We start from the raw sequence: 22,076 nt of genomic DNA, 5'->3' as shown, positions 1-22,076 counted from the left end.
GTTTATCCTCGGATCGCCCAGAAGGCCAGGTTCAGCCCTGGGAACTGGCCGGCGATGTGGAACGCAAAGCCGCCGGAGTTGCTCAACTGCTGCCAATGATCGCTGCCCCGGTCGAGCTCGTAGTAAGTGGAGCCGGCGTGGTAAGGCAGCTGCCGTGGCGCCACCGGCAACGGCAGCAGGCCGATGCCCGGCAGTTGCAGGTTGACCAGGTCGCGGATGTGCTCCACCGAACCGACCTTGCTCTGCTGGCCGAAGCGACCGCGCAGGGTCTCGGCCGGCACGTCGGCGCGCACCACCAGGATGAAACTGGCGCTGTCGAGCAGGGTCTTGTCGGCCAGCATCGCCACGTGGATGCCGTAGGCTTTCTCGACAATCGGAATCGGCGTCGCCCTGCTGTCGATCAGCATCGACAGGGCTTCGCGCAGGGCCTGCATGACCGGCGCGTAGCTGAGCGCCAGGTCATCGTGCTGGTAAGGCGGGTATTGCTGCGGTCGTCGCCCGGACGCGGTGAAGGTGGAGAACTCCCCGGCCAGGCTCACCAGCTCGCTGTAGAAACGCTCGGGATGCAGCGGGCTCAACTGGCTCAGGTGCTGGATCAGCGGCTGGGCGCGGTTGACCAGTTGCAACAGCATGAAATCGGCAATTTCCGAGGCGCCACCGGCACCCGACGCCACCACCCGCCCGGCCAGGGCTTCGCCGCGTTGATGCAGCAGGCCCAGCAGTTCGCTGCGGAACGCCGCCAACGGTTTGGAAGCGATGACATCCAGCAGCGGCGGGATGTAGGCCTCGTCGAGCACCAAGGCACGGTCGGCGCGTTTTTCCTTGATCCGCACCACGCCGATGGCGGCGTAGTCGCCGATGCCATCCTGTTCAGTCAACAACCGCAGGGCCCGCGAGCCGAGGGCCACCGGTGCGCGGTTTTCGAACGGTGCGTTGTCGTCGCGCACTTCGCACACCTGGCTCACATAACGCGCAGCGCCGAGGTCTTCGCCTTCATCCACGGTGTCCCGGGCGCCGGCGCGCTTGAGCGGCAAGGCCAGGTACACCAGGCCATCGCGCAGGTTGTCGTCGACGTTCAGCGGGCTTGGTGCCAAGTCATCCTGGGGAATATTGAACGGCGTACCGTCCGGCAACAGGCCCCGCGCCGAGATGATCGCCAGCTTGCCCTGGGCCAGCAGGCCCTGGTCGATCAGCAATTCGGAAAAACCCCAGGCGCCGGCCGACAACGGGCGGCTGCGTGCGTCGATGAGGTTTTCCAGGTAACGGTCATGCTGTTGGAAGTGCTGCGTTCCAATGAACATGCCTTCCGACCAGACCACGCGATTGTTCCAGGACATGGGGGCTCCGATTGCTTATTGGGCAGGGCTGGATGGGGGGACGACGACGGCGCTGCGCACGGCGCGCACATCGAGGCTGATCTGGTATTCGGTGTATTCGCGCGCCGGGACATTCATCACCGTGCGCCACAACGACTGGTCCAGCTCGCGATAGCCCACCAGTATTCCGATGTGCCGCGTGGCCGGGTCGAGGTCGCGTTGCAGGCTCAGTTGCTGGCCGGGCTGGACCAGCACCTCGTCCTGGTCGATCAGGTCGGCGCCCAGCGTGGCCTGGGCCCGTTCGGCGAGGGCGAAATAATCGGCACGGCCGAAGGTCGCGGCATTTTTCAGTTCGAAAATGCGCACCCGGACCGGGGCCGGCTGGCCGGTGGCGCCGGGGTTGAGGCCGGCAATGGCGTGAAAGTGCAGCTCGATGGCGGCGGTGTCGGCCTCAGCTTCTTCGGGCTGGGGGTTGGCCGCATCCTTGGCGCACGCCGTCAGCAGAAGCGCGGTGGCGACTGCGAGTAAAAACCTGGGAATCATCCTGCGTCCTCAATGACGTTTGAGCTATCCGTTGTGTTGATCGATCTTGTTATGGGACGGCGCCGCTTAGCGGCGTCGCTGTCGCGTACTGTGTTCTTCGTAGGCGCGGCTGAACTCGCGACCGAACAGGTCCTGGAAATCCTCTTGGGCTTCCCGGGAAATATTGCTGTAGAGCTCGGTGAATTGCTGCCAGTACTGGGCCTGTCGCGAGCCGCTGAAAATACCCGAGAGCCCACCGGGCTTGGCCATGCGCTCTTCCAGTTGCGCCGGTTCGAAGCGCGTCAGCAAATGCTTGATGGCCGCTTCCACACCGGCCATCACCGCCAGTTGGTGGGCCCGCAAGTCATCGAAACTGTCACGCACCGCCGCGTCCGGGGCCATGAACGCCTGGTTGCCGTGGCGCAGCAGCAACAACAGGGCTTCATCGACGTTGGGGGCGAATTTCAGCGGGTTGTTTTCCACCGGCTGGATCATCGTCTGCTGGATACGGAATTCACCCTTGAGGCTGCTGCGGGCGCGCAAGACATCGATCAGGCCTTCGACCATCAACCGGTAACTGCGCCCGATGCTCTCCATCTGTGCTTCGGCGTTGGCCTTGTCCAGGCGCAACTGATCGAGCCCGGCACCGCGCAGGAAGGCTTGCAGCAAGTCGGGTTGGTTGGATTCGATCGGGGTAACTGGAGCAACTGGAGCAACTGGAGCAACTGGAGGTGCGACCGGAGGCTCGACGCGGGTGACCGACGCTTCAGGCACGGCCGCCGGCGGCGGCGGTGCAATGATTTCAGCAAAGATGTCGGCGAGCGGAGCCTGCGCAACAGGCGTCGCGACCGGCTCAATCACAGGTGGTAGCGGCACAGGCAGCGGGGCCACTGGCGCGGGCTTGTCGCTGAACGGGTCCCAGTCGTCCGGAATCACCGAGGCAGACGGCGGTATCACGGGTTCGACCACAGGCGGCGGGCTCGGCCGGGGAATCGGCGTCGGCGGGCGGAAATCGTGTTGCTCGGCCGGCACATGGTCAGGCTGGGTGGCCGGCGGAACACTGGCAGGGGTCAAGAAATCGAACAGGTCCGGCAGGGTGTCCATGGCCGACCCGCCCTGGAAATGCGCAGGCGCAGCCACTTGAATCGGCGATGGCGTATGAAGCGGCGACGGCGTATGCACGGCGGCGCCCTGGCGCCCCATCAAGGCCTCGAAACTGCTGGGCGATTCGGCAAACGGGTTGCTGTCGGTGACTGGCAGGCTGAAATCGACGCGCGCCTGGATTTCATAATCACCGATGCGGATCACTTCGCCGTCTTGCAGGGGTTCGCTGTTGCCCTTGCGCAGGCGAACACCGGCCTTGACCAATTCCACACCATTAGTACTGTTATCAGTTAAATAATAACGCCCGTCTTTGTATTGGATAACGCAATGTTTTCCGGAAACCAGGCGCTCAGGGTCCGGCAATACCCAGTCATTATCGGAATTACGGCCAATTGCCATCACCCCCTGATCCATGGACTTTTCAGAACACTGGCCTGGGGTGATCTTGTGATAACTAGTGATAGTCAAACACAGCGGCATCTTGCCTCCTTGCTGAATACTTCGCGCGCGGGCGGGAGTGAGGGTCCAGGCCCTGACTACCCCGCCGGCAACCTTTGCCAACAACCGTGAAACGGCTTTTTGCCAGCATGATTGCTGATCATAACCGGCTTGCGTGACAAAAACCCCACGTCAGTTGCCGCTTCGACCGGTGGGTCGGGCAGGCTGTTAAGCCCATCACAACTGTTACAGAGGGGATACATTGGTGAAATAGCTTACCTTGACAAGCGATAAGTACTACACCAAAAATGCACAACTTCTTGAATATACATGATGGCACTTTAAGATCAGTGCAAATCTAAAGGGCCATTACCGTCAAGGAACATGTGAGTTTCATCCGAAACTTGCGTGTGAACTGCCCGACTTTCTTCAGCGGGTGATAGGGAGATCGATCCAAGTGGATGTGCCTTTGTTGCTCGCCGCCGTTTCCGCGACTTCGCCGTGTGGTGAAGATCTGGAATATGACGCGGATTTCTTGCGCCTGGAGCGCGACTCCCGGGGCCAGCCCGAACGCAGCATGGGCGATTCGATCCTGCCTGCCGAGCCGCCTGAGTGGCGCAGCATCCAGCAGCAGAGCCTGGACTTGCTGCAACGCAGCAAAGACCTGCGCATCACCCATTTCCTGTTGCAAAGCTCCCTGGCCCTCGAAGGCTTGCCGGGCATGGCCCGTGTGCTGACGCTGATCAGCGAACTGCTCAAGCAGTACTGGGCCGAGTTGCATCCGCGCCTGGACGCCGAGGACGACAACGACCCCACTGTGCGCATCAATGCCCTCGCCGGCCTGACGTCCGACATCACCATTCGCTTGCTGCGCGAGAGCATCCTGGCCCGCTCGCGGACCTTTGGTGCCGTCAGCCTGCGCGCCGCCGCCAACGCCAGCGGCCTGCAAAGTTTCCCGGATGAAAACCTCGGCGCCGAACAGCTCGCCGGGGCCCTGCTCGACAGCGACCCCGAGCAGTTGGAAATCACCCGTGCCGCCCTGCTGGAAGCCCGCAGCGCCGCCGAAGCCATCGAACAACAGGTCAGCGACCAAGTGGGATCCGCCCAGGGCGTGGACCTTGGCCCGCTGAAGCAACCGCTGAAGATGGCCCTGCAGATTCTCGGCCAGTTCGCCCCGCAGAGCGGCGACAGCGCCCTGTCCGATCCCGTCAGCGACGACAGCGCCGCGCCAACGGAATATGCCAGCGCACCCAGCACACCGCGCAACACCAATAACAGCACCAGCACCGTCAGCGGCGACATCAACAACCGCGACGACGTGCTGCGCAGCCTGGACCGGATTCTCGCTTACTACACCCGTCATGAGCCCTCCAGCCCGCTGCCGGTGCTGTTGAACCGGGCCAAGAATCTGGTGCACGCCGACTTCGCGGCCATCGTGCGCAACCTGATTCCCGACGGCATGAGTCAATTTGAAAACCTGCGCGGCCCAGACAGCGAATAAAAAGCGAGCGGATCACGCAGTCACGTCATCGGTACCGCCGATGACGCCAACACCGTCGCTCAAGCGACCAGGAGCAGCAACGTGGCGAAGCAAAGTTCTCAGAAATTCATCGCGCGCAACCGCGCGCCTCGAGTGCAGATCGAGTACGACGTCGAGCTCTACGGCGCCGAGAAAAAGGTCCAGTTGCCCTTCGTCATGGGCGTGATGGCCGACCTCGCCGGCAAGCCCGCCGAGCCTCTGGCAGCGGTGGCTGATCGCAAGTTCCTCGAGATCGACGTCGATAACTTCGACTCGCGCCTCAAGGCCATGCAGCCGCGCGTGGCGTTCCATGTGCCTAACGAACTGACCGGCGAAGGCAACCTGAGCCTGGACCTGACGTTCGAAAGCATGGACGACTTCAGCCCGGCGGCCGTGGCCCGCAAGGTCGACTCGCTGAACAAGCTGCTCGAAGCGCGCACCCAGTTGGCCAACCTGCTGACCTACATGGACGGCAAGACCGGTGCCGAAGAAATCATCATGAAGGCGATCAAGGACCCAGCGCTGTTGCAGGCCCTGGCGAGCGCGCCGAAGCCAGCACAGGACCAATGATCATGACTGACAATACAGCTCGCGAAGGCGTGCAAAACCTGGGCGCAACCGAAGAAACCAGCGAGTTCGCGTCCCTGCTGCTGCAAGAATTCAAGCCCAAGACCGAGCGCGCCCGCGAAGCCGTCGAAACGGCCGTACGCACCCTGGCCGAACAGGCCCTGGCGCAGACCGACCTGGTGTCCAACGACGCCATCAAGTCGATCGAATCGATCATCGCCGCCATCGACGCCAAGCTCACCGCCCAGGTCAACCAGGTCATCCACCACCCCGACTTCCAGCAACTGGAAAGCGCCTGGCGTGGCCTGCACTACCTGGTCAACAACACCGAGTCCGATGAGCAGCTCAAGATCCGCGTGCTCAACATCTCCAAGACCGACCTGCACAAGACCCTGAAGAAATTCAAGGGCACCGCGTGGGACCAGAGCCCGATCTTCAAGAAGATGTACGAAGAAGAATACGGCCAGTTCGGCGGCGAGCCTTACGGCTGCCTGGTGGGCGACTACTACTTCGACCAGTCGCCACCGGATGTCGAGCTGCTGGGCGAACTGTCGAAAGTCTGCGCGGCCATGCACTCGCCGTTCATCGCCGCGGCATCGCCGACCGTGATGGGCATGGGCTCGTGGCAGGAACTGTCGAACCCGCGCGACCTGACCAAGATCTTCACCACCCCGGAATACGCCGGCTGGCGCTCGCTGCGTGAATCGGAAGACTCGCGCTACATCGGCCTGACCATGCCCCGCTTCCTGGCGCGCCTGCCGTACGGCGCCAAGACCGACCCGGTGGAAGCCTTCGCCTTCGAAGAAAACACCGACGGTGCCGACAGCTCCAAGTACACCTGGGCCAACGCCGCTTACGCGATGGCGGTGAACATCAACCGTTCGTTCAAACACTTCGGCTGGTGCTCGCGCATCCGTGGCGTGGAGTCCGGCGGCGAAGTGGAAAACCTGCCAGCCCACACCTTCCCGACCGACGACGGTGGCGTGGACATGAAGTGCCCAACCGAAATCGCCATCTCGGACCGCCGTGAAGCAGAACTGGCGAAGAACGGTTTCATGCCGCTGCTGCACAAGAAAAACACCGACTTCGCCGCGTTCATCGGCGCCCAGTCGCTGCAGAAACCGGCCGAATACGACGACCCGGACGCTACCGCCAACGCCAACCTGGCCGCGCGCCTGCCGTACCTGTTCGCCACTTGCCGTTTCGCCCACTACCTCAAGTGCATCGTGCGCGACAAGATCGGTTCCTTCAAAGAGAAGGACGAGATGCAGCGCTGGTTGCAGGACTGGATCCTCAACTACGTCGACGGTGACCCGGCGCACTCCACCGAGACCACCAAGGCCCAGCACCCGTTGGCTGCAGCCGAAGTGATCGTCGAAGAAGTCGAAGGCAACCCGGGGTACTACAACTCCAAGTTCTACCTGCGCCCGCACTACCAGCTCGAAGGGCTGACCGTGTCGCTGCGCCTGGTATCGAAACTGCCGTCGGCCAAGGGCGCATAAAGATTTACTGAACGGTGCAAGGCCAATGTGGGAGCGAGCTTGCTCGCGATGGCGGTGGATCAGTTGTCATGCGTATGTCTGACACTCCGCTATCGCGAGCAAGCTCGCTCCCACAGGGGATCTTCAGTGGCTTGGAGATCATCGGAACCGTTCGGCACACGTAATTTCGCAAGGTCAGCGTCAACCAAACAATGTGGTTAGAAACCACACAGGGAGAAAAAATGGCTGTTGATATTTTCATCAAGATTGGCGACATCAAGGGCGAGTCCATGGACAAGGCCCACAAGGACGAGATCGATGTCCTGAACTGGAGCTGGGGCATGTCCCAGTCCGGCAACATGCACGTGGGCAGCGGCGGTGGTGCGGGCAAGGTCAACGTCCAGGACCTGTCCCTGACCAAGTACGTCGACAAGGCGTCGCCGAACCTGATGATGCACTGCGCCAGCGGCAAGCACATCGACAAGGTCAAGCTGACCGTGCGCAAGGCCGGCGGTGAAAGCCAGGTCGAGTACATGATCATCAACCTGGAAGAAGTGCTGGTCACTTCCCTGAGCACCGGCGGCTCGGGCGGCGATGATCGCCTGACCGAAAACGTCACCCTGAACTTCGCCAAGGTGCTGGTGGACTACCAGCCACAGAAAGCCGACGGCACCAAGGAAGGCGGTCCGGTCAAGTTCGGCTGGAACATCCGTCAGAACGTCAAGGTGTAATCGAACACGCCCCCGGTGCCAGGCGCCGGGGGTGTTTGGTGCTTGCTCGCAACCAATCCTTTCCCTTCCGGTGTCTGAGCCATGGCCAAGCCTTCGTTTATCAATTTGTGGAAAGCCTATTCCGATTTGCTGGTGACCTATCCCGACGCGAAACCTTGCGACGGTCCTTGGGCAAACCAATGCGCGATTCGCATGAGCATCACGCTCAATACCGAGCTGACCGTCAAAGTCAACAAGTCCACCTACACCGAACCCAAGTGCGTCCATGGGCATGCACGAGGGGCCGAGTCATTGGCAAATTGGCTGTGGAAACATCATCTGGGTCGTCCGTTGATCCTCGGCGGAACTGCCGCGGACCGGCGCAAGCTGCAAGGCAAGACTGGCCTGATTTTCTTCAAGGATTGTTTCCAGCAAGTGGGAGAGGCCTCGGAAGGTCGCACCGGCGATCATATCGACCTCTGGAACCGTGGCCTAACCCTCGGGTATGACGATCCGGCGTATCGATCCCGAGCGATCTGGTTCTGGGAGCTCGTATGATCAAGACTCACTGCGCGATATGGGTGGTCTGCCTGTTGACCAGCCTGACCGCCTGTGCCCAACAGCAATCCCCGTCGACAACGGCCTCCGTAGCGGTGGAGCAGGTCGTCTCGATGGGCGGGCAAACGTTGAGGCTGGAAAACGACCAGGCGCGCTGCGCGCTGCGCAAGCCCGACCAGACGCTGATGCCACTCGACTTGGCTTGGCCCTGCCAGTTCACGGTCGATCGACAAGGCAAACCCCACGTCGAGACCTTCGGTAAGGTGCCTATTGTCATCGTTGTCCATGTATCTGCTGGCCCCCATAACAATCAGGAATGTCGCTCCGAGTACCGCGCCGTGCGCCAGATCAATGGGCAGCTCGAGCCCTCGGTTATCGCGCGCAACGCCAGTTGCATGCGCGGCACAGGTGACCAGAAGAATTACACGGGCCTTTTCACTTGGTAACCGAAATTGCCACCCGCGATCGCCTCCAACCCTCCCTATTGGACCGGTTGACCGACGACGATCCGACCAACCCCAAGGAAAGCGCCGACAAGCGCGTGCTCTCCCTGACCCAATTAAAAGCCTCGGTGCTGCGTGACCTGGCGTGGCTGCTCAACACTACGTCATTGCTCAGCGCCGATGCCACGCTGCATACCCCGGCGGGCACCTCGGTGGTGAATTTCGGCCTGCCGGCACTGGCCGGCAACAGCGCGTCGAACGTCGATGTCTCGGCCCTGGAAACCTTGATCCACCAGGCCATTGCCACCTTCGAACCGCGCATCCTGCGCCACACCCTGCGGGTGCGCGCCCGAGCGACGGCCGAGATGAACCACAATGCGTTGAGTTTCGAGATCGAAGGCGATCTCTGGGCCCAGCCGGTGCCGCTGCGCCTGATGCTGCAAACCGACCTGGACCTGGAAACCGGGCATGTGCGCGTGGTCAACGCCGACCAGCGGAGACGCTCATGAACCCACGCCTGCTGGAGCTGTACAACCAGGAACTGCACCATGTGCGCGAAAGCGCGGCGGAGTTCGCCAAGGAATACCCCAAGATCGCCAGTCGGCTGAGCTTGTCCGGCATGGACTGCGCCGACCCGTATGTCGAGCGCCTGCTGGAAGGCTTCGCCTACCTGACGGCGCGGGTGCAGCTCAAGCTCGACGCCGAGTACCCGACCTTCACCCACAACCTGCTGGAAATCGCCTACCCGCATTACCTGGCGCCGACGCCGTCGATGACCGTGGTGCAACTGCAGGCCGACCCGGACGAAGGCTCGCTGAGCAGTGGTTTCCCGCTGCCGCGCGATACGGTCCTGCGGGCCGCCCTGGGGCGTGAAACCCAGACCTGCTGCGAGTACCGCACCGCCCACGCGGTGACGTTGTGGCCGTTGCAGGTCAGCCAGGCCGAATACTTCGGCAACCCCTCCGCCGTGCTCGGGCGCCTGGCCGCCAGCGAACCGAAAGCCAAGGCCGGGCTGCGCATCACACTGCGCACCGGCGCCGAACTGCCGTTCAACAGCCTGGCCCTGGACAACCTGCCGCTGTACTTGAGTGGCGCCGACGAACAGCCCTTCCGCCTCTACGAACAACTGCTGGGCAATGCCTGCGCGGTGTTCGCCCGCAAGCCCGGTGGCGACTGGGTGGAGCGACTGCCGCAGGATGCGTTGCGCTCGCGCGGCTTCGACGATGCCGACGCCGCGCTGCCGGTGGTACCGCGTGCCTTCCAGGGCTATCGCCTGTTGCAGGAATACTTCGCCCTGCCCCACCGTTTCCTGTTCGTCGACTTCACCCAACTGAGCCGGGCGGTCAAGCGTTGCGACGGCCAGGAGCTGGAGCTGATCGTGCTGTTCGACCGTCACGATCCGAGCCTGGAAGGCAGCGTCGGCGCTTCGCAGTTCCTGCCGTTCTGCACCCCGGCCATCAACCTGTTCCCCAAACGGCTGGATCGCATTCACCTGTCGGATCGGGTCAACGAACACCACGTGATCGCCGACCGTACCCGACCGATGGATTTCGAAGTGCACTCGCTGAGCGGCCTCACCGGCCACGGCACCGGGCCGGAGCAACCGTTCCTGCCGTTCTACGCGGTGCGCGATCCGTCTCGCTATGGCCGCGACCAGGCCTACTACACGGTGCGGCGCGAACCGCGCGTGCTGTCCAGCGACCAGCGGCGCAACGGCCCGCGCTCGACCTACATCGGCAGCGAAACCTTCGTCAGCCTGGTGGACAGCCAGCAAGCGCCCTATCGCCACGACCTGCGCCAACTGGGCGTGACCGCGCTGTGCACCAACCGTGACCTGCCGCTGTTCATGAGCGTGGGCAACGGCAAGACCGACTTCACCCTGGCCGACAGTGCCCCGGTTGGCGCGGTGCGCTGCGTGGCAGGCCCCAGTCGCCCACGGGCCAGCCATGCCCACGACGCCAAGGCCTGGCGGCTGATCAGCCAGTTGTCGCTGAACTACTTGTCGCTGAGCGAACAAGGCCAAGGCGCCGCCGCCCTGCGTGAACTGCTGCGCCTGTACGGCGACAGCAATGACGCGGCGCTGCAATTGCAGATCGAAGGCCTGCGCGAAGTCAGCAGCAAGGCCTGCACCCGGCGCTTGCCGATGCCCGGCCCGATCGTGTTTGGTCGGGGCCTGGAGATCACCCTGGAATTCGATGAAAACGCGTTTCGCGGCACCGGGGTGTTCCTGCTCGGCGCGGTGTTCGAGCGCTTCCTGGCACGCTACGTGTCGATCAACAGTTTTACCGAGACGGTGATCCGTACCACCGAACGCGGCGAGATCATGCGATGGAAAGCCAAGCCCGGACGTCGTCCGACCCTGTGAGTACCCTGGAGGCGATGCACCAGGAACCCTGGGAATACGATTTCTTCCAGGCGTTGCGGCGCATCGAGTGCGAATCCCCCGAGCTGCCGCGCCTGGGCCATTCCCTGCGCCTGGCCGACGACCCGCTGCGCCTCGGGCAACAGGCCGAATGCACCTTCGCCCCGGCCACCCTCGCCTCGGTGCAACCGGGCAGCGACGGTGCGCCGGCACGCCTGGAGCAATTTTTCTTCGGCCTCGGCGGCCCCAACGGCCCGATGCCGCTGCACATCACCGAATACGTGCGCGAACGCCAGCGCAACAACGCCGACAGCACCAGCAAGCGCTTCCTCGATGTGTTCCACCATCGCCTGCTCAGCCTGTTTTATCGGGCCTGGGCCGAAGCGCGGCCGACGGTCAGCCACGATCGCCCGGACGATGACTATTGGTCGGCGCGCCTGGCGGCACTCAGCGGCCGGGGCATGCCGAGCCTGCTCAACCAGGGGTTGATTCCCGACACGGCGAAGCTGCACTACAGCGGCCACCTGTCGGCGCAAACCCGTTACCCCGACGGTTTGAAAGCGATCCTTAGCGAGTACTTCGGCCTGCCGGTGGAGATCGAAGAATACGTCGGCCAATGGCTCGAACTGCCCGAGCGCAGCCGCGTCGGGGTCAGCGCTCACCAATTGGGCGTGGACTTCTGCCTGGGCCGCTTCGTCTGGGATCGCCAGCACAAATTCCGCATTCGCCTGGGGCCACTCAAGCTCGTTGACTACATGGGCATGTTGCCCGGCAGCCAACCGTTCAACGAGCTGGTGGCCTGGGTCGCCGAATACCTGGGCCATGAACTGGACTGGGACCTGAACCTGGTCCTGGAGCAGCCCGAAGTCCCGGCATTGCAACTCAATGGGCGTTTCCGCCTGGGTTTCAACACCTGGCTGGGCCGCCCCGAAACAGATGCCAACGATTTAATACTGGCCCGGCATTACGCCGAACAGGCCAACACCTCACAGACCTCAAGGAGCCATGAGCATGGGTGAAATCAGTCGCGCCGCGTTGTTCGGCAAACTCAACAGCGTGGCCTACAAAGCCATCGAAGCCGCCACCGTGTTCTGCAAGTTGCGCGGTAACCCTTATGTGGAACTGGCCCACTGGTTTCACCAGTTACTGCAACTGCAGGACTCGGACCTGCACCGCATCATTCGCCAGTTCAACATCGAGCCGGCGCGCCTGGCCCGCGACCTGACCGAAGCCCTGGACCGCCTGCCACGGGGCTCGACGTCCATCACCGACCTGTCCTCCCACGTAGAAGAGGCCGTGGAACGCGGCTGGGTCTACGGCAGCCTGATGTTCGGCGAAAGCCAGGTGCGCACCGGTTACCTGGTGCTGGGCATCCTCAAGACGCCGAGCCTGCGCCACGCGCTGCTGGGCCTGTCGTCGGAGTTCGACAAGGTCAAGGTCGAAGCCCTGAGCGAGCGCTTTGACGAATACGTTGGCGACTCGCCGGAAAACGCCCTGACCGCCAGCGACGGCTTCAATGCCGGCGCCGTGCCGGGCGAAGCCAGCGGCGCCATGGCCCCGGCCGCCATGGGCAAGCAGGAAGCCCTCAAGCGCTTCACCGTCGACCTCACCGAGCAGGCCCGCAGCGGCAAGCTTGACCCCATCGTCGGCCGTGACGAAGAGATCCGCCAACTGGTGGACATCCTCATGCGCCGCCGGCAGAACAACCCGATCCTCACCGGTGAAGCCGGCGTGGGCAAGACCGCCGTGGTCGAAGGCTTTGCCCTGCGCATCGTCGCCGGCGACGTACCGCCGGCCCTCAAGGACGTGGAACTGCGCAGCCTCGACGTGGGCCTGTTGCAGGCCGGCGCGAGCATGAAAGGCGAGTTCGAACAGCGCCTGCGCCAGGTCATCGAAGACGTCCAGGCCTCGCCCAAGCCGATCATCCTGTTCATCGACGAAGCCCACACCCTGGTGGGTGCCGGTGGCGCCGCCGGCACGGGCGACGCAGCCAACCTGCTCAAGCCGGCCCTGGCCCGCGGCACCTTGCGCACCGTGGCCGCCACGACCTGGGCCGAGTACAAGAAGCACATCGAAAAAGACCCGGCCCTGACCCGCCGTTTCCAAGTAGTGCAAGTGGCCGAGCCGTCGGAAGACAAGGCCCTGCTGATGATGCGCGGCGTGGCTTCGACCATGGAAAAGCACCATCAGGTGCAGATCCTCGACGAAGCCCTGGAAGCCTCGGTCAAGCTGTCCCACCGCTACATTCCCGCGCGCCAGCTGCCGGACAAATCCGTGAGCCTGCTGGACACCGCCTGCGCCCGCGTCGCCATCAGCCTGCACGCCGTGCCGGCCGAAGTGGACGACAGCCGTCGGCGCATCGAAGCGCTGGAAACCGAGCTGCAAATCATCGCCCGTGAACACGCGATTGGCGTGGTCATCGGCACTCGTCAGACCCAGAGCGAAACCCTGCTGAGCGCCGAGCGCGAACGCCTGGCCGAGCTGGAAGGCCGCTGGGCCGAAGAGAAAACCCTGGTGGACGAACTGCTCGCCACCCGCGCCACCCTGCGCGAACGCGTTGGCGTGGTGGACAGCGAAGACAACAGCGAAGCTTCCAACAACGAAAGCCACGCCCTGCGCGAAAAACTGGTGGACCTGCAACAGCGCCTGACCGCCCTGCAAGGCGAAACCCCGCTGATCCTGCCGACCGTGGATTACCAGGCCGTGGCCTCGGTGGTCGCCGACTGGACCGGTATCCCGGTGGGCCGCATGGCCCGCAACGAACTCGAGACCGTGCTCAACCTCGACCAGCACTTGAAGAAACGCATCATCGGCCAGGACCATGCCTTGCAAATGATCGCCAAGCGCATCCAGACCTCCCGCGCCGGCCTCGACAACCCGAGCAAGCCCATTGGTGTGTTCATGCTCGCCGGCACCTCCGGCGTAGGCAAGACCGAAACCGCCCTGGCCCTGGCCGAAGCCATGTACGGCGGCGAGCAGAACGTCATCACCATCAACATGAGCGAGTTCCAGGAAGCCCACACCGTGTCGACCCTCAAGGGCGCGCCACCGGGCTACATCGGCTATGGCGAAGGCGGCGTGCTGACCGAAGCCGTGCGGCGCAAACCGTACAGCGTGGTGCTGCTGGACGAGGTGGAAAAGGCCCACCCGGACGTGCATGAGATCTTCTTCCAGGTGTTCGACAAAGGCGTGATGGAGGACGGCGAAGGCCGGGTGATCGACTTCAAGAACACCTTGATCCTGCTGACCACCAACGCCGGCACCGAGTTGATCGCCCAGGTCTGCAAGGACCCGCAGAACGTGCCCGAGCCGGAAGAAATCGCCAAGGCCCTGCGCCAACCGCTGCTGGAGATTTTCCCACCGGCCTTGCTGGGCCGCCTGGTGACGATCCCGTACTACCCGCTCAGCGACGAGATGCTCAAGGCCATCACCCGCCTGCAACTCAACCGCATCAAGAAGCGCGTGGAAAGCACCCACAAAGTCGCCTTCGACTACGACGACGCGGTGATCGATTTGATCGTCTCGCGTTGCACCGAAACCGAAAGCGGCGGGCGCATGATCGACACCATCCTGACCAACAGCCTGCTGCCGGACATGAGCCGCGAGTTCCTGACCCGCATGCTCGAAGGCAAGGCCTTGGCCGGGGTGCGGATCAGCGCCGTGGATAACGAATTGCAGTACGATTTCAGCGACGCGGCCTGACCCGAAGGAACACCGCACAACCCTGTGGGAGCGAGCTTGCTCGCGAATGCAATTTGTCAGTGCCATTGATGTCACCTGACACACCGCCTTCGCGAGCAAGCTCGCTCCCACAGTGGTATTCGGTTCCGCCAGTTACTACAACCTGCACGAGACCTTCGATGTTATTCAACCAAGCCTCACGCCTGGCCAAGATCACCAGCCCCCTGGGACCTGAGGTACTGCTGCTCAAGGACATGGGCGGCGGCGAAGAACTGGGGCGGCTGTTCAACTACGAGTTGCAGCTGCATTCGCTGGACAACGCCATCGACTTGAATCAGCTGCTCGGCAAGCCCATGTGCGTGAGCCTGCAACTCGATGGCGGTGGTGAGCGCTACTTCCATGGCATCGTCGCCCGTTTCAGCCAGAACGTCGACCAAGGCCAGTTCGCCAGCTACCAGGCCACCTTGCGCCCGTGGCTATGGCTGCTGACCCGCACCTCCGATTGCCGGATTTTCCAGAACCTGACCATTCCGCAGATCATCAAGCAGGTGTTCCGCGACTTGGGCTTTTCCGATTTCGAAGACGCCCTGAGCCGGCCTTATCGCGAGTGGGAATACTGCGTGCAGTATCGCGAGACCAGTTTCGACTTCGTCAGCCGCCTGATGGAGCAGGAAGGGATCTACTACTTCTTCCGCCATGAGCAAGGTCGACATGTGCTGGTGCTGGCCGACGCTTATGGAGCCCACACCACGGCGCCCGGCTACGGCTCGGTGCCCTACTATCCCAAGAACGAGCAGCAGCGCGAGCGTGACCACATACACGACTGGCACCTGGCCCAGGAAGTCCAGCCCGGCTCGCTGGAGCTCAACGACTACGACTTCCAACGCCCCAGCGCACGCATCGACGTACGCTCGGCCATGCCCCGCCCACACACTGCCGGCGACTATCCCCTGTACGACTACCCTGGCACCTACGTGCAGAGCCAGGACGGCGAACACTACGCCCGCACCCGCATCGAAGCCTTGCAGACCCAGCACGAACAGGTCGAACTGGCCGGCAACGCCCGCGGCTTGGGTTCGGGGCACCTGTTCAGCCTCACCGGCTTCAGCCGCCAGGACCAGAACCGCGAATACCTGATCGTCGGCGCCCGCTACTACCTCTCCCAGGAAAGCGGCGAAACCGGCGGCGGCGCGCCGACAGCACAGTTCGAAAGCAGCCTGACCTGCATCGACGCCCAGCAAAGCTATCGGCCGCTGCCCATCACCCATCGCCCTATCGTCAAGGGCCCGCAGACTGCCTTAGTGGTGGGTCCCAAGGGCGAGGAAATCTGGACCGATCAGTTCGGCCGAGTGAAGGTGCACTTCTATTGGGATCGGCACGACCAGTCCAACGAAAACAGCTCGTGCTGGATTCGCGTGTCGCAGGCATGGGCCGGGAAAAACTGGGGCTCGATGCAGATCCCGCGCATTGGCCAGGAAGTGATCGTCAGTTTCCTCGAAGGCGACCCGGATCGGCCGATCATCACCGGTCGCGTCTACAATGCCGAACAGACCGTGCCCTATGACTTGCCCGCCAATGCCACCCAGAGCGGGATGAAAAGCCGTTCGAGCAAGGGCGGCACGCCGGCGAATTTCAACGAAATCCGCATGGAAGACAAGAAAGGCGCCGAGCAACTGTACATCCACGCCGAGCGTAACCAGGACATCGTGGTCGAGGTGGATGAAAGCCACTCGGTGGGCCATGACCGCAACAAGAGCATCGGCCACAACGAGACGGTGACCATCGGCAACAACCGCCTGCGCATCGTCAAGCAGGAGGACATCCTCTCCGTCGGCCAGCGCAAGACCGACAGCATCAGCCAGAGCTACGTGATTGAAGTGGGCGAAAACCTGCGCCTGGTGTGCGGTGAAAGCATCCTGGAGCTCAACGCCAGCGGCCAGATCAACCTGACCGGCGTACAGATCAGCTTCTACGCCAGCGGCGATGCCGAGTTCAACACCGGCGGCGTGCTGCACCTGAACAACGGCGGCGGCCCCGGAGCCACGCCGGACGGCCAGGGCGTCAAGGGCAGCATCGATGCCAACATCCAAGCCGCGTTCCCTGCACCCAAGGGCTAACCTCGAGATTTTTGCGCCATGACTTACCGCCTCAATGAATTCCAGTTCCAGCTGCCGCCCAGCGAATTGCTGGACGCGACAATCAACATCCTCAAGTTCCCCGAGCTGGGCACGTCCTTGATCGTCAGCCGCAGTTTGCTGACCGAGGGCGAGACCCTGCAAAGCAACCTCGACGACCAGCTCAAGCGCCTGGAAAAACAGGTCCAGGACCTGCGCTGCCAACCGGGCGCCACCGTGCGCGTGGGCGCCAACCAGGAAGTCGAAGCCATCGAATTGCGCAGCCAGTTCAACAAGGGCAATGAAAAGGTCTTCCAGTTCCAGTTGGCCCTGGTACTGCCCGGCACCCGCAAAATGCTTGCCCTGAGCTACGTGAAAGCCGAGAAACTGGGCGATGCCGAAGCGGCACATTGGGCAACGATCAAGGGTTCGCTGCTGTTCGACGTTCTGGCTTGATGAGCACCTTGCATGTCTGACGCACTCTGGGCCGCTCGGCTAGGCGACGCGCTGAACCACACCTCGATGATGGCCGATATCCTCGGCGGCGTCCTGGAAGTAGCCGCGAACATTGCGATCACCGCGGTAGCGACGGCTGCCGTGGTGGCGGCCACGGGCATTACCGTTGCCACTGGCGGCTTGGGTTGCTTCCTACTCGGCGCGGTGGTGGGCGCCGTGGTCGGCCTCGCCATGAGCAAGACCGGGGCCGACAAGGGGCTAAGCGACATATGCGAGGGCATCGGCAACGCCCTCTTCCCGCCCACGGTGCAGGCCAACATCCTCACCGGCTCCACCGACACCTTGACCAACAACATCCCTGCCGCCCGCGCCGCCGGAGCGATCGAGTCCCATGTCGCGCCGGCCGGCACCGAACTTGAAGCACCCGAAGCCGAACCCAGCTACCTGGACATGGCCGAGAATTTCTTCTCACAGATGTGGCGTCCCACCGTCGCCGTGCCCGCGCCCGGTGCCGTGCCCAAGCCGCTGGACATGATCATCTGCATGAAACACCCGCCGATGCCGCCGCAATTCCTGGCCGAAGGCTCGGACAAAGTCACCATCAACGGTCAGCCCGCGGTGCGCAGCGGCGACCGCAGCACCTGCGATGCGACCGTGGTGTCGGCCGGACTGATTTCCCCTGACGTGACCATTGGCGGCGGTTCGGTGGTGGTGCGCGAGATCCGCAGCGGCAAGACCCCGGGCGTCGGGCTGGCGGTCACGGCGCTGCTGATGCTAAAGGGCGGCAAGGGTAAATTCCTCAGTAACCTGCCGTGCATGTTGGTCGGCGGTGCGGCGTCGATGGCGGTCAGTAGCGCGATGGGCGCCGCGGCCAACGCCGCGATGGGCTCCTCGAACCCCGTGCACGCCGCCACCGGGGCCAAAGTGTTGGGCGATGTCGAGGAGATGGACTTCGTCCTGCCCGGCATCTTGCCGATCGACTGGCAACGCTTCTACAACAGCCGCGACGAACGCCGCGACGGGTTGTTCGGTGCCGGTTGGAGCGTGCCCTATGAGGTGCGCGTCGAAATCCTGCCCCATCCAGACGGCGGCGAAACCCTGGTTTATAGCGACGAACAGGGCCGACGCATCGACATGGGTTCCATCCCGTTGGGCGGCGCCGTGTTCAGTGCCGGTGAAGGCCTCAGCGTGCGACGGCATGCCAACGGCGAGCTGCTGGTAGAGAGCGCGGACGGACTGTACCGCTTGTTCGAACCCACGCCAGCCAATGCAGCGCTGCTACGCCTGAACCAACTGGGTGACCGCAACGACAACCGTATCTACCTGGACTACGACGACAACGGACGCCTGGCGCAACTGCGTGACACCTTCGACCTGACCCGCATCGCACTGGCGTATGACGAGCGCTGGCCACAACGGGTCAGCCGGATCGACCGCCTCTATGCCGATCAACGCCGGGAAGTGCTGATGCACTATGGCTACGACGGCCAGGGCGATCTAGCGCAGGTCCGTCAGTCCAACGACCAGGTAAAACGTCGCTACGCCTACGACGCCGGGCGGCGAATGGTGGAACACCAACTGCCTACCGGGCTTCGCTGTTTCTATGAATGGGCGTTGGTTGAAAACCTGGAATGGCGCGTGGTTCGCCACTGGACCGACGCGGGCGACGCCTACACCTTCGATTACGACCTGGCCGCCGGGACCACGCGCATCACCGACGGCTTGCAGCGCATCAGCACCCGTCGCTGGGATACCCGCTATCAGATCACCGAAACCACCGACCCGTTGGATCGCACCTGGACCTTCCAGTGGAACGACGAAAGCCAGTTGCTGGGGGCGACCGATCCCAACGGCGGACAACATCAGTTCAGCTATGACGAAGCCGGGAACCTCTGCGAAACCCGCGACCCGCTGGGGCGCAGCGAGTCAACCCTGTGGCTCGAACACTGGGCCCTGCCCCTGGCTGAAACCGATGCCGCGGGAAATACCTGGCAGTACCGCTATGACGCGCGGGGCAACCGCATTCGCGAAACCGACCCGCTGGGCCACGTCACCCGCTATCGCCACGACGCCCACGGCCAAGTGGTGGAGGTCATCGACGCCACCGGCAAAAGCAAGACCATGCGCTGGACGGCCCTTGGGCAACTGAGCGAACACACCGATTGTTCCGGTTACACCACACGGTTGAGCTATTGCGAGCGCGGGCTGTTGCTCAGCAGCACCGACGCACTGGGAGAGCGGACGCTTTTCAGCTACGACGACCAGGGTCGGCTGCTGAGCAAGCAACTGCCGGACGGGCGTACCGAGCACTATCAGCGTGACGCAAGCGGACAGTTGATCGGCTATAGCGACCCGGCTGGACACACGACAAATTTCCAACACACCCTAAGCGGTCAACTGCGGGTGCGCACCGACGCCCATGGCCGCCGGGTTGAGCTGAGCTACGACAACTACGGGCGCCTGCTGGCCCTGACCAACGAAAACGGTGAGCGCTACCGGTTTGCCTGGGACGCCGCCGACCGCTTGACCGCCCAACACAGCCTGGACGGCAGCCTCAAGCGCTACGCCTACGACCCGCTGGACAACGTCACCCGCGTGGAAGCGCTCGCGGTGCCCGGCAGCACCGACCTGGACCTCTCGCCCCAAGCCCCCATCATTCATGAGCTGGAGCGCGATGCGATGGGGCGACTGGTGGCGAAAGTCACCGCAGACGGGCGCACCGAGTACCGCTATGACGCGCTCGACCAGGTCAACGCGATCACCTTCACCAGCCAGACCGGTGAAGTACAAAGCCTGGGCTTGCGTTACGACGCCCTGGGGCAATTGATTACCGAGCAAGGCTGGGCGGGGAACCTCGAACATCGCTATGACGAACTGGGCAACCTGACCCAGACGCTGCTTCCCGACGGTCGTTGGCTGAACCGCCTGCACTACGGCAGCGGTCACCTGCACCAGATCAACCTCGACGGCCAGGTCATCAGTGATTTCGAACGCGACCGCCTGCACCGCGAAGTGCTGCGCACCCAGGGGCGCCAGAGCACCCGCAGCGAATACGACCGCAGTGGCCGCCTGCGGGCCCGTCAGCGGCGGCAACAGGGTCAGTCCACGCTGCTGCCGCCCGTGGCGCAATCACTGTTTGGTTATGACGCCAGCGATCAGCGGGTGGAGCGCTTCGACAGCCAGCCCGAAGCGTCCCATCGCCAATTGCTGCACTATGACGCCACCGGCCGCATTCTCGCCAGCCAGGACAACCTTCAAGGCCAGCGTGAAAGCTTCGCCTATGACCCGGCCGCCAACCTGCTGGACGGTCTGGGCACAGGCCAGGTCGCGCATAACCGCTTGTTGACCTACAAGGACAAGCGCTACCGCTATGACGGTTTCGGTCGCATGGTGGAAAAACGCAGCGCCCGCCGTGGCGTCCAGCGTTTTCGCTACGATGCTGAACAACGCCTGGTGGAAGTGCGCAACGATAACGGCTCCGTCGTAAAAATGACCTATGACCCGTTGGGTCGACGTATCGAAAAAGCCGAGTACGACCGCCACGCCACGCTGCTCAACCGCACCCGTTTCACCTGGGATGCGCTGCAACTTTTGCAGGAACACCGCGACAGCCAGACCAGCCTCTACATCTACGCCGACGACAGCCACGACCCCCTGGCGAGGGTCGACGGCCTGGGCGAGCAACAGAAGGTCCGTTATTACCACAACGACCTCAACGGCCTGCCCGAACAGCTCTCGGAAGCCGACGGCCACACACTCTGGCGAGCCCGTTACCAAGTGTGGGGCAACACCGCCGAAGAGCTGCGCGAACCGTATTACATCGAAGAGCAGAACCTGCGCTTCCAGGGCCAATACCTGGACCGCGAAACCGGGCTGCACTACAACACCCTGCGTTTCTACGACCCGGACATCGGCCGCTTCACCACACCGGACCCGATCGGCTTAGCCGGTGGGCTGAACCTCTACCAGTACGCGCCGAACCCGGTGAGTTGGATCGACCCCTTCGGGCTGATGAAATGCTCGACGCCGCCCAAGGGTCGCAAGGTCAACCGAACGGTGTATCGCTTTGAAGAGCCGGGGCGGATCAGCACGACTTGGACGGCGCACAAGTGGAACGTCGCCTCCAGGCACCGTTACACCGCCCCCGGCCTGGGCGGTGTCTATGGCGCCAACTCACGCAAGACAGCCATGGGCGAAGTCAATCACTGGGGCGTGGACCTGTCCACACGGGTGCTGGTCAGCAAGAAAGTGCAGCTCAACAACGTCTTGGACCTGACCCGGGCCGATGTGCGCAAACAATTGGGGGTCTCCCTCAAGAGCATTACCGGCGACAAGTACACCCAGACCCATCAAATCGGCGCCTGGGCCAAGGCTAATGGTTATGATGGGATCCTGGCGCCGTCGGCGCGAAACCCGACCGGCAGCAACTTGATTTCCTTTGCAGGTTTTTAAAATGGGACTGGAAGACGAATACGTCGGCGATGCCGATTGGCAGCATTTCGTGCGGTTGTACGAAGAGGACTACCTCGACGACAACGCACGCGCGCTGGCCAAGGCCATGGATGACAACCTCGACATGGCCGTCGTGCTCTACGGAAAAAGAGGGCTCAAGGAAGGGTTCTGGTGGCTGGAACAGACCGTGCCCGCCCTGGGCAACAAACGCCCGGCCGATTGCCTCAAGACCCCGAAACTGATCAAGCGCCTGAGAATGGCCCTGATGAGCATGCCATAACCCACAAGGACACAGATGCAATGGAAGGCATCAAATTGCTTGAACCCACATTCCCCAGCCCCCCTACCCGCCT

At 63.0% G+C, this 22,076-nt stretch carries 17 protein-coding genes; 14 read left to right on the top strand and 3 right to left on the bottom strand.

All coding sequences use genetic code 11. From position 1 onward, the window contains the following. Window positions 1-2: 2 nt before the first annotated feature. The 3 genes from tssK to tagH all read right to left on the bottom strand — a co-directional run bounded on the left by tssK (window position 3) and on the right by tagH (window position 3,422). A complete protein-coding gene (tssK, locus tag LQ215_RS01045) occupies window positions 3-1,337 on the bottom strand; it encodes a type VI secretion system baseplate subunit TssK (protein ID WP_230147005.1) in 1,335 nt (444 codons plus the stop codon). Between the two features lie 15 nt (window positions 1,338-1,352). Next, window positions 1,353-1,859: a type VI secretion system lipoprotein TssJ gene (gene tssJ, locus LQ215_RS01040; protein WP_230147004.1), complete on the bottom strand. Its 507-nt coding sequence runs from the start codon at window positions 1,857-1,859 to the stop codon at window positions 1,353-1,355. A 66-nt stretch (window positions 1,860-1,925) separates the two neighbouring features. Next, window positions 1,926-3,422 (bottom strand): type VI secretion system-associated FHA domain protein TagH, encoded by a 1,497-nt coding sequence (gene tagH, locus LQ215_RS01035; RefSeq protein WP_230147003.1) that lies wholly within the window; start codon window positions 3,420-3,422, stop codon window positions 1,926-1,928. A gap of 415 nt (window positions 3,423-3,837) precedes the next feature. Here tagH and tssA point away from each other — a divergent pair, with 415 nt between their 5' ends. The 14 genes from tssA to LQ215_RS00965 all read left to right on the top strand — a co-directional run bounded on the left by tssA (window position 3,838) and on the right by LQ215_RS00965 (window position 22,003). After that, window positions 3,838-4,881: a type VI secretion system protein TssA gene (gene tssA, locus LQ215_RS01030; RefSeq protein WP_230147002.1), complete on the top strand. Its 1,044-nt coding sequence runs from the start codon at window positions 3,838-3,840 to the stop codon at window positions 4,879-4,881. A gap of 81 nt (window positions 4,882-4,962) precedes the next feature. Then, complete coding sequence (gene tssB / locus LQ215_RS01025; RefSeq protein WP_003206923.1) at window positions 4,963-5,469, top strand: type VI secretion system contractile sheath small subunit; 507 nt, start codon at window positions 4,963-4,965, stop codon at window positions 5,467-5,469. 2 nt (window positions 5,470-5,471) lie between these two features. Beyond that, entirely contained in the window at window positions 5,472-6,968 is a 1,497-nt protein-coding gene (tssC, locus tag LQ215_RS01020; protein WP_003206925.1) for a type VI secretion system contractile sheath large subunit, read from the top strand. Between the two features lie 221 nt (window positions 6,969-7,189). Next, complete coding sequence (locus LQ215_RS01015) at window positions 7,190-7,678, top strand: Hcp family type VI secretion system effector (protein ID WP_003206927.1); 489 nt, start codon at window positions 7,190-7,192, stop codon at window positions 7,676-7,678. Window positions 7,679-7,759: 81 nt separating this feature from the next. Continuing rightward, window positions 7,760-8,215: a type VI secretion system amidase effector protein Tae4 gene (locus LQ215_RS01010; RefSeq protein ID WP_230147001.1), complete on the top strand. Its 456-nt coding sequence runs from the start codon at window positions 7,760-7,762 to the stop codon at window positions 8,213-8,215. Beyond that, complete coding sequence (locus LQ215_RS01005) at window positions 8,212-8,661, top strand: hypothetical protein (protein WP_003206930.1); 450 nt, start codon at window positions 8,212-8,214, stop codon at window positions 8,659-8,661. Before LQ215_RS01010 ends, LQ215_RS01005 begins: the two co-directional genes overlap by 4 nt. Further along, entirely contained in the window at window positions 8,655-9,167 is a 513-nt protein-coding gene (gene tssE / locus LQ215_RS01000) for a type VI secretion system baseplate subunit TssE (protein ID WP_003206934.1), read from the top strand. Before LQ215_RS01005 ends, tssE begins: the two co-directional genes overlap by 7 nt. Then, complete coding sequence (gene tssF, locus LQ215_RS00995) at window positions 9,164-11,023, top strand: type VI secretion system baseplate subunit TssF (RefSeq protein WP_230147000.1); 1,860 nt, start codon at window positions 9,164-9,166, stop codon at window positions 11,021-11,023. The genes tssE and tssF overlap by 4 nt, the downstream gene beginning before the upstream one ends. After that, complete coding sequence (tssG, locus tag LQ215_RS00990) at window positions 10,987-12,039, top strand: type VI secretion system baseplate subunit TssG (RefSeq protein WP_230146999.1); 1,053 nt, start codon at window positions 10,987-10,989, stop codon at window positions 12,037-12,039. Before tssF ends, tssG begins: the two co-directional genes overlap by 37 nt. Next, window positions 12,032-14,722 (top strand): type VI secretion system ATPase TssH, encoded by a 2,691-nt coding sequence (gene tssH, locus LQ215_RS00985; RefSeq protein ID WP_230146998.1) that lies wholly within the window; start codon window positions 12,032-12,034, stop codon window positions 14,720-14,722. The genes tssG and tssH overlap by 8 nt, the downstream gene beginning before the upstream one ends. Before the next feature lie 158 nt (window positions 14,723-14,880). Then, a complete protein-coding gene (locus tag LQ215_RS00980; RefSeq protein ID WP_230146997.1) occupies window positions 14,881-16,818 on the top strand; it encodes a type VI secretion system Vgr family protein in 1,938 nt (645 codons plus the stop codon). Between the two features lie 18 nt (window positions 16,819-16,836). Continuing rightward, window positions 16,837-17,271 carry a DcrB-related protein gene (locus tag LQ215_RS00975; RefSeq protein WP_003206943.1) on the top strand — a complete coding sequence of 145 codons (435 nt, stop codon included), beginning with the start codon at window positions 16,837-16,839 and terminating at the stop codon, window positions 17,269-17,271. A gap of 12 nt (window positions 17,272-17,283) precedes the next feature. Beyond that, on the top strand, window positions 17,284-21,723 hold the full coding sequence (locus tag LQ215_RS00970; protein WP_230146996.1) for an RHS repeat-associated core domain-containing protein: 4,440 nt from the start codon (window positions 17,284-17,286) through the stop codon (window positions 21,721-21,723). 1 nt (window position 21,724) lies between these two features. Next, window positions 21,725-22,003 carry a hypothetical protein gene (locus tag LQ215_RS00965; protein WP_003206947.1) on the top strand — a complete coding sequence of 93 codons (279 nt, stop codon included), beginning with the start codon at window positions 21,725-21,727 and terminating at the stop codon, window positions 22,001-22,003. Window positions 22,004-22,076 lie beyond the last annotated feature (73 nt).

It is taken from the genome of Pseudomonas brassicacearum (assembly GCF_918698105.1).
In the GTDB taxonomy this organism is placed as follows: Bacteria; Pseudomonadota; Gammaproteobacteria; order Pseudomonadales; family Pseudomonadaceae; genus Aquipseudomonas; species Aquipseudomonas brassicacearum_F.
This window is presented reverse-complemented; position numbering and strand designations above follow the sequence as displayed.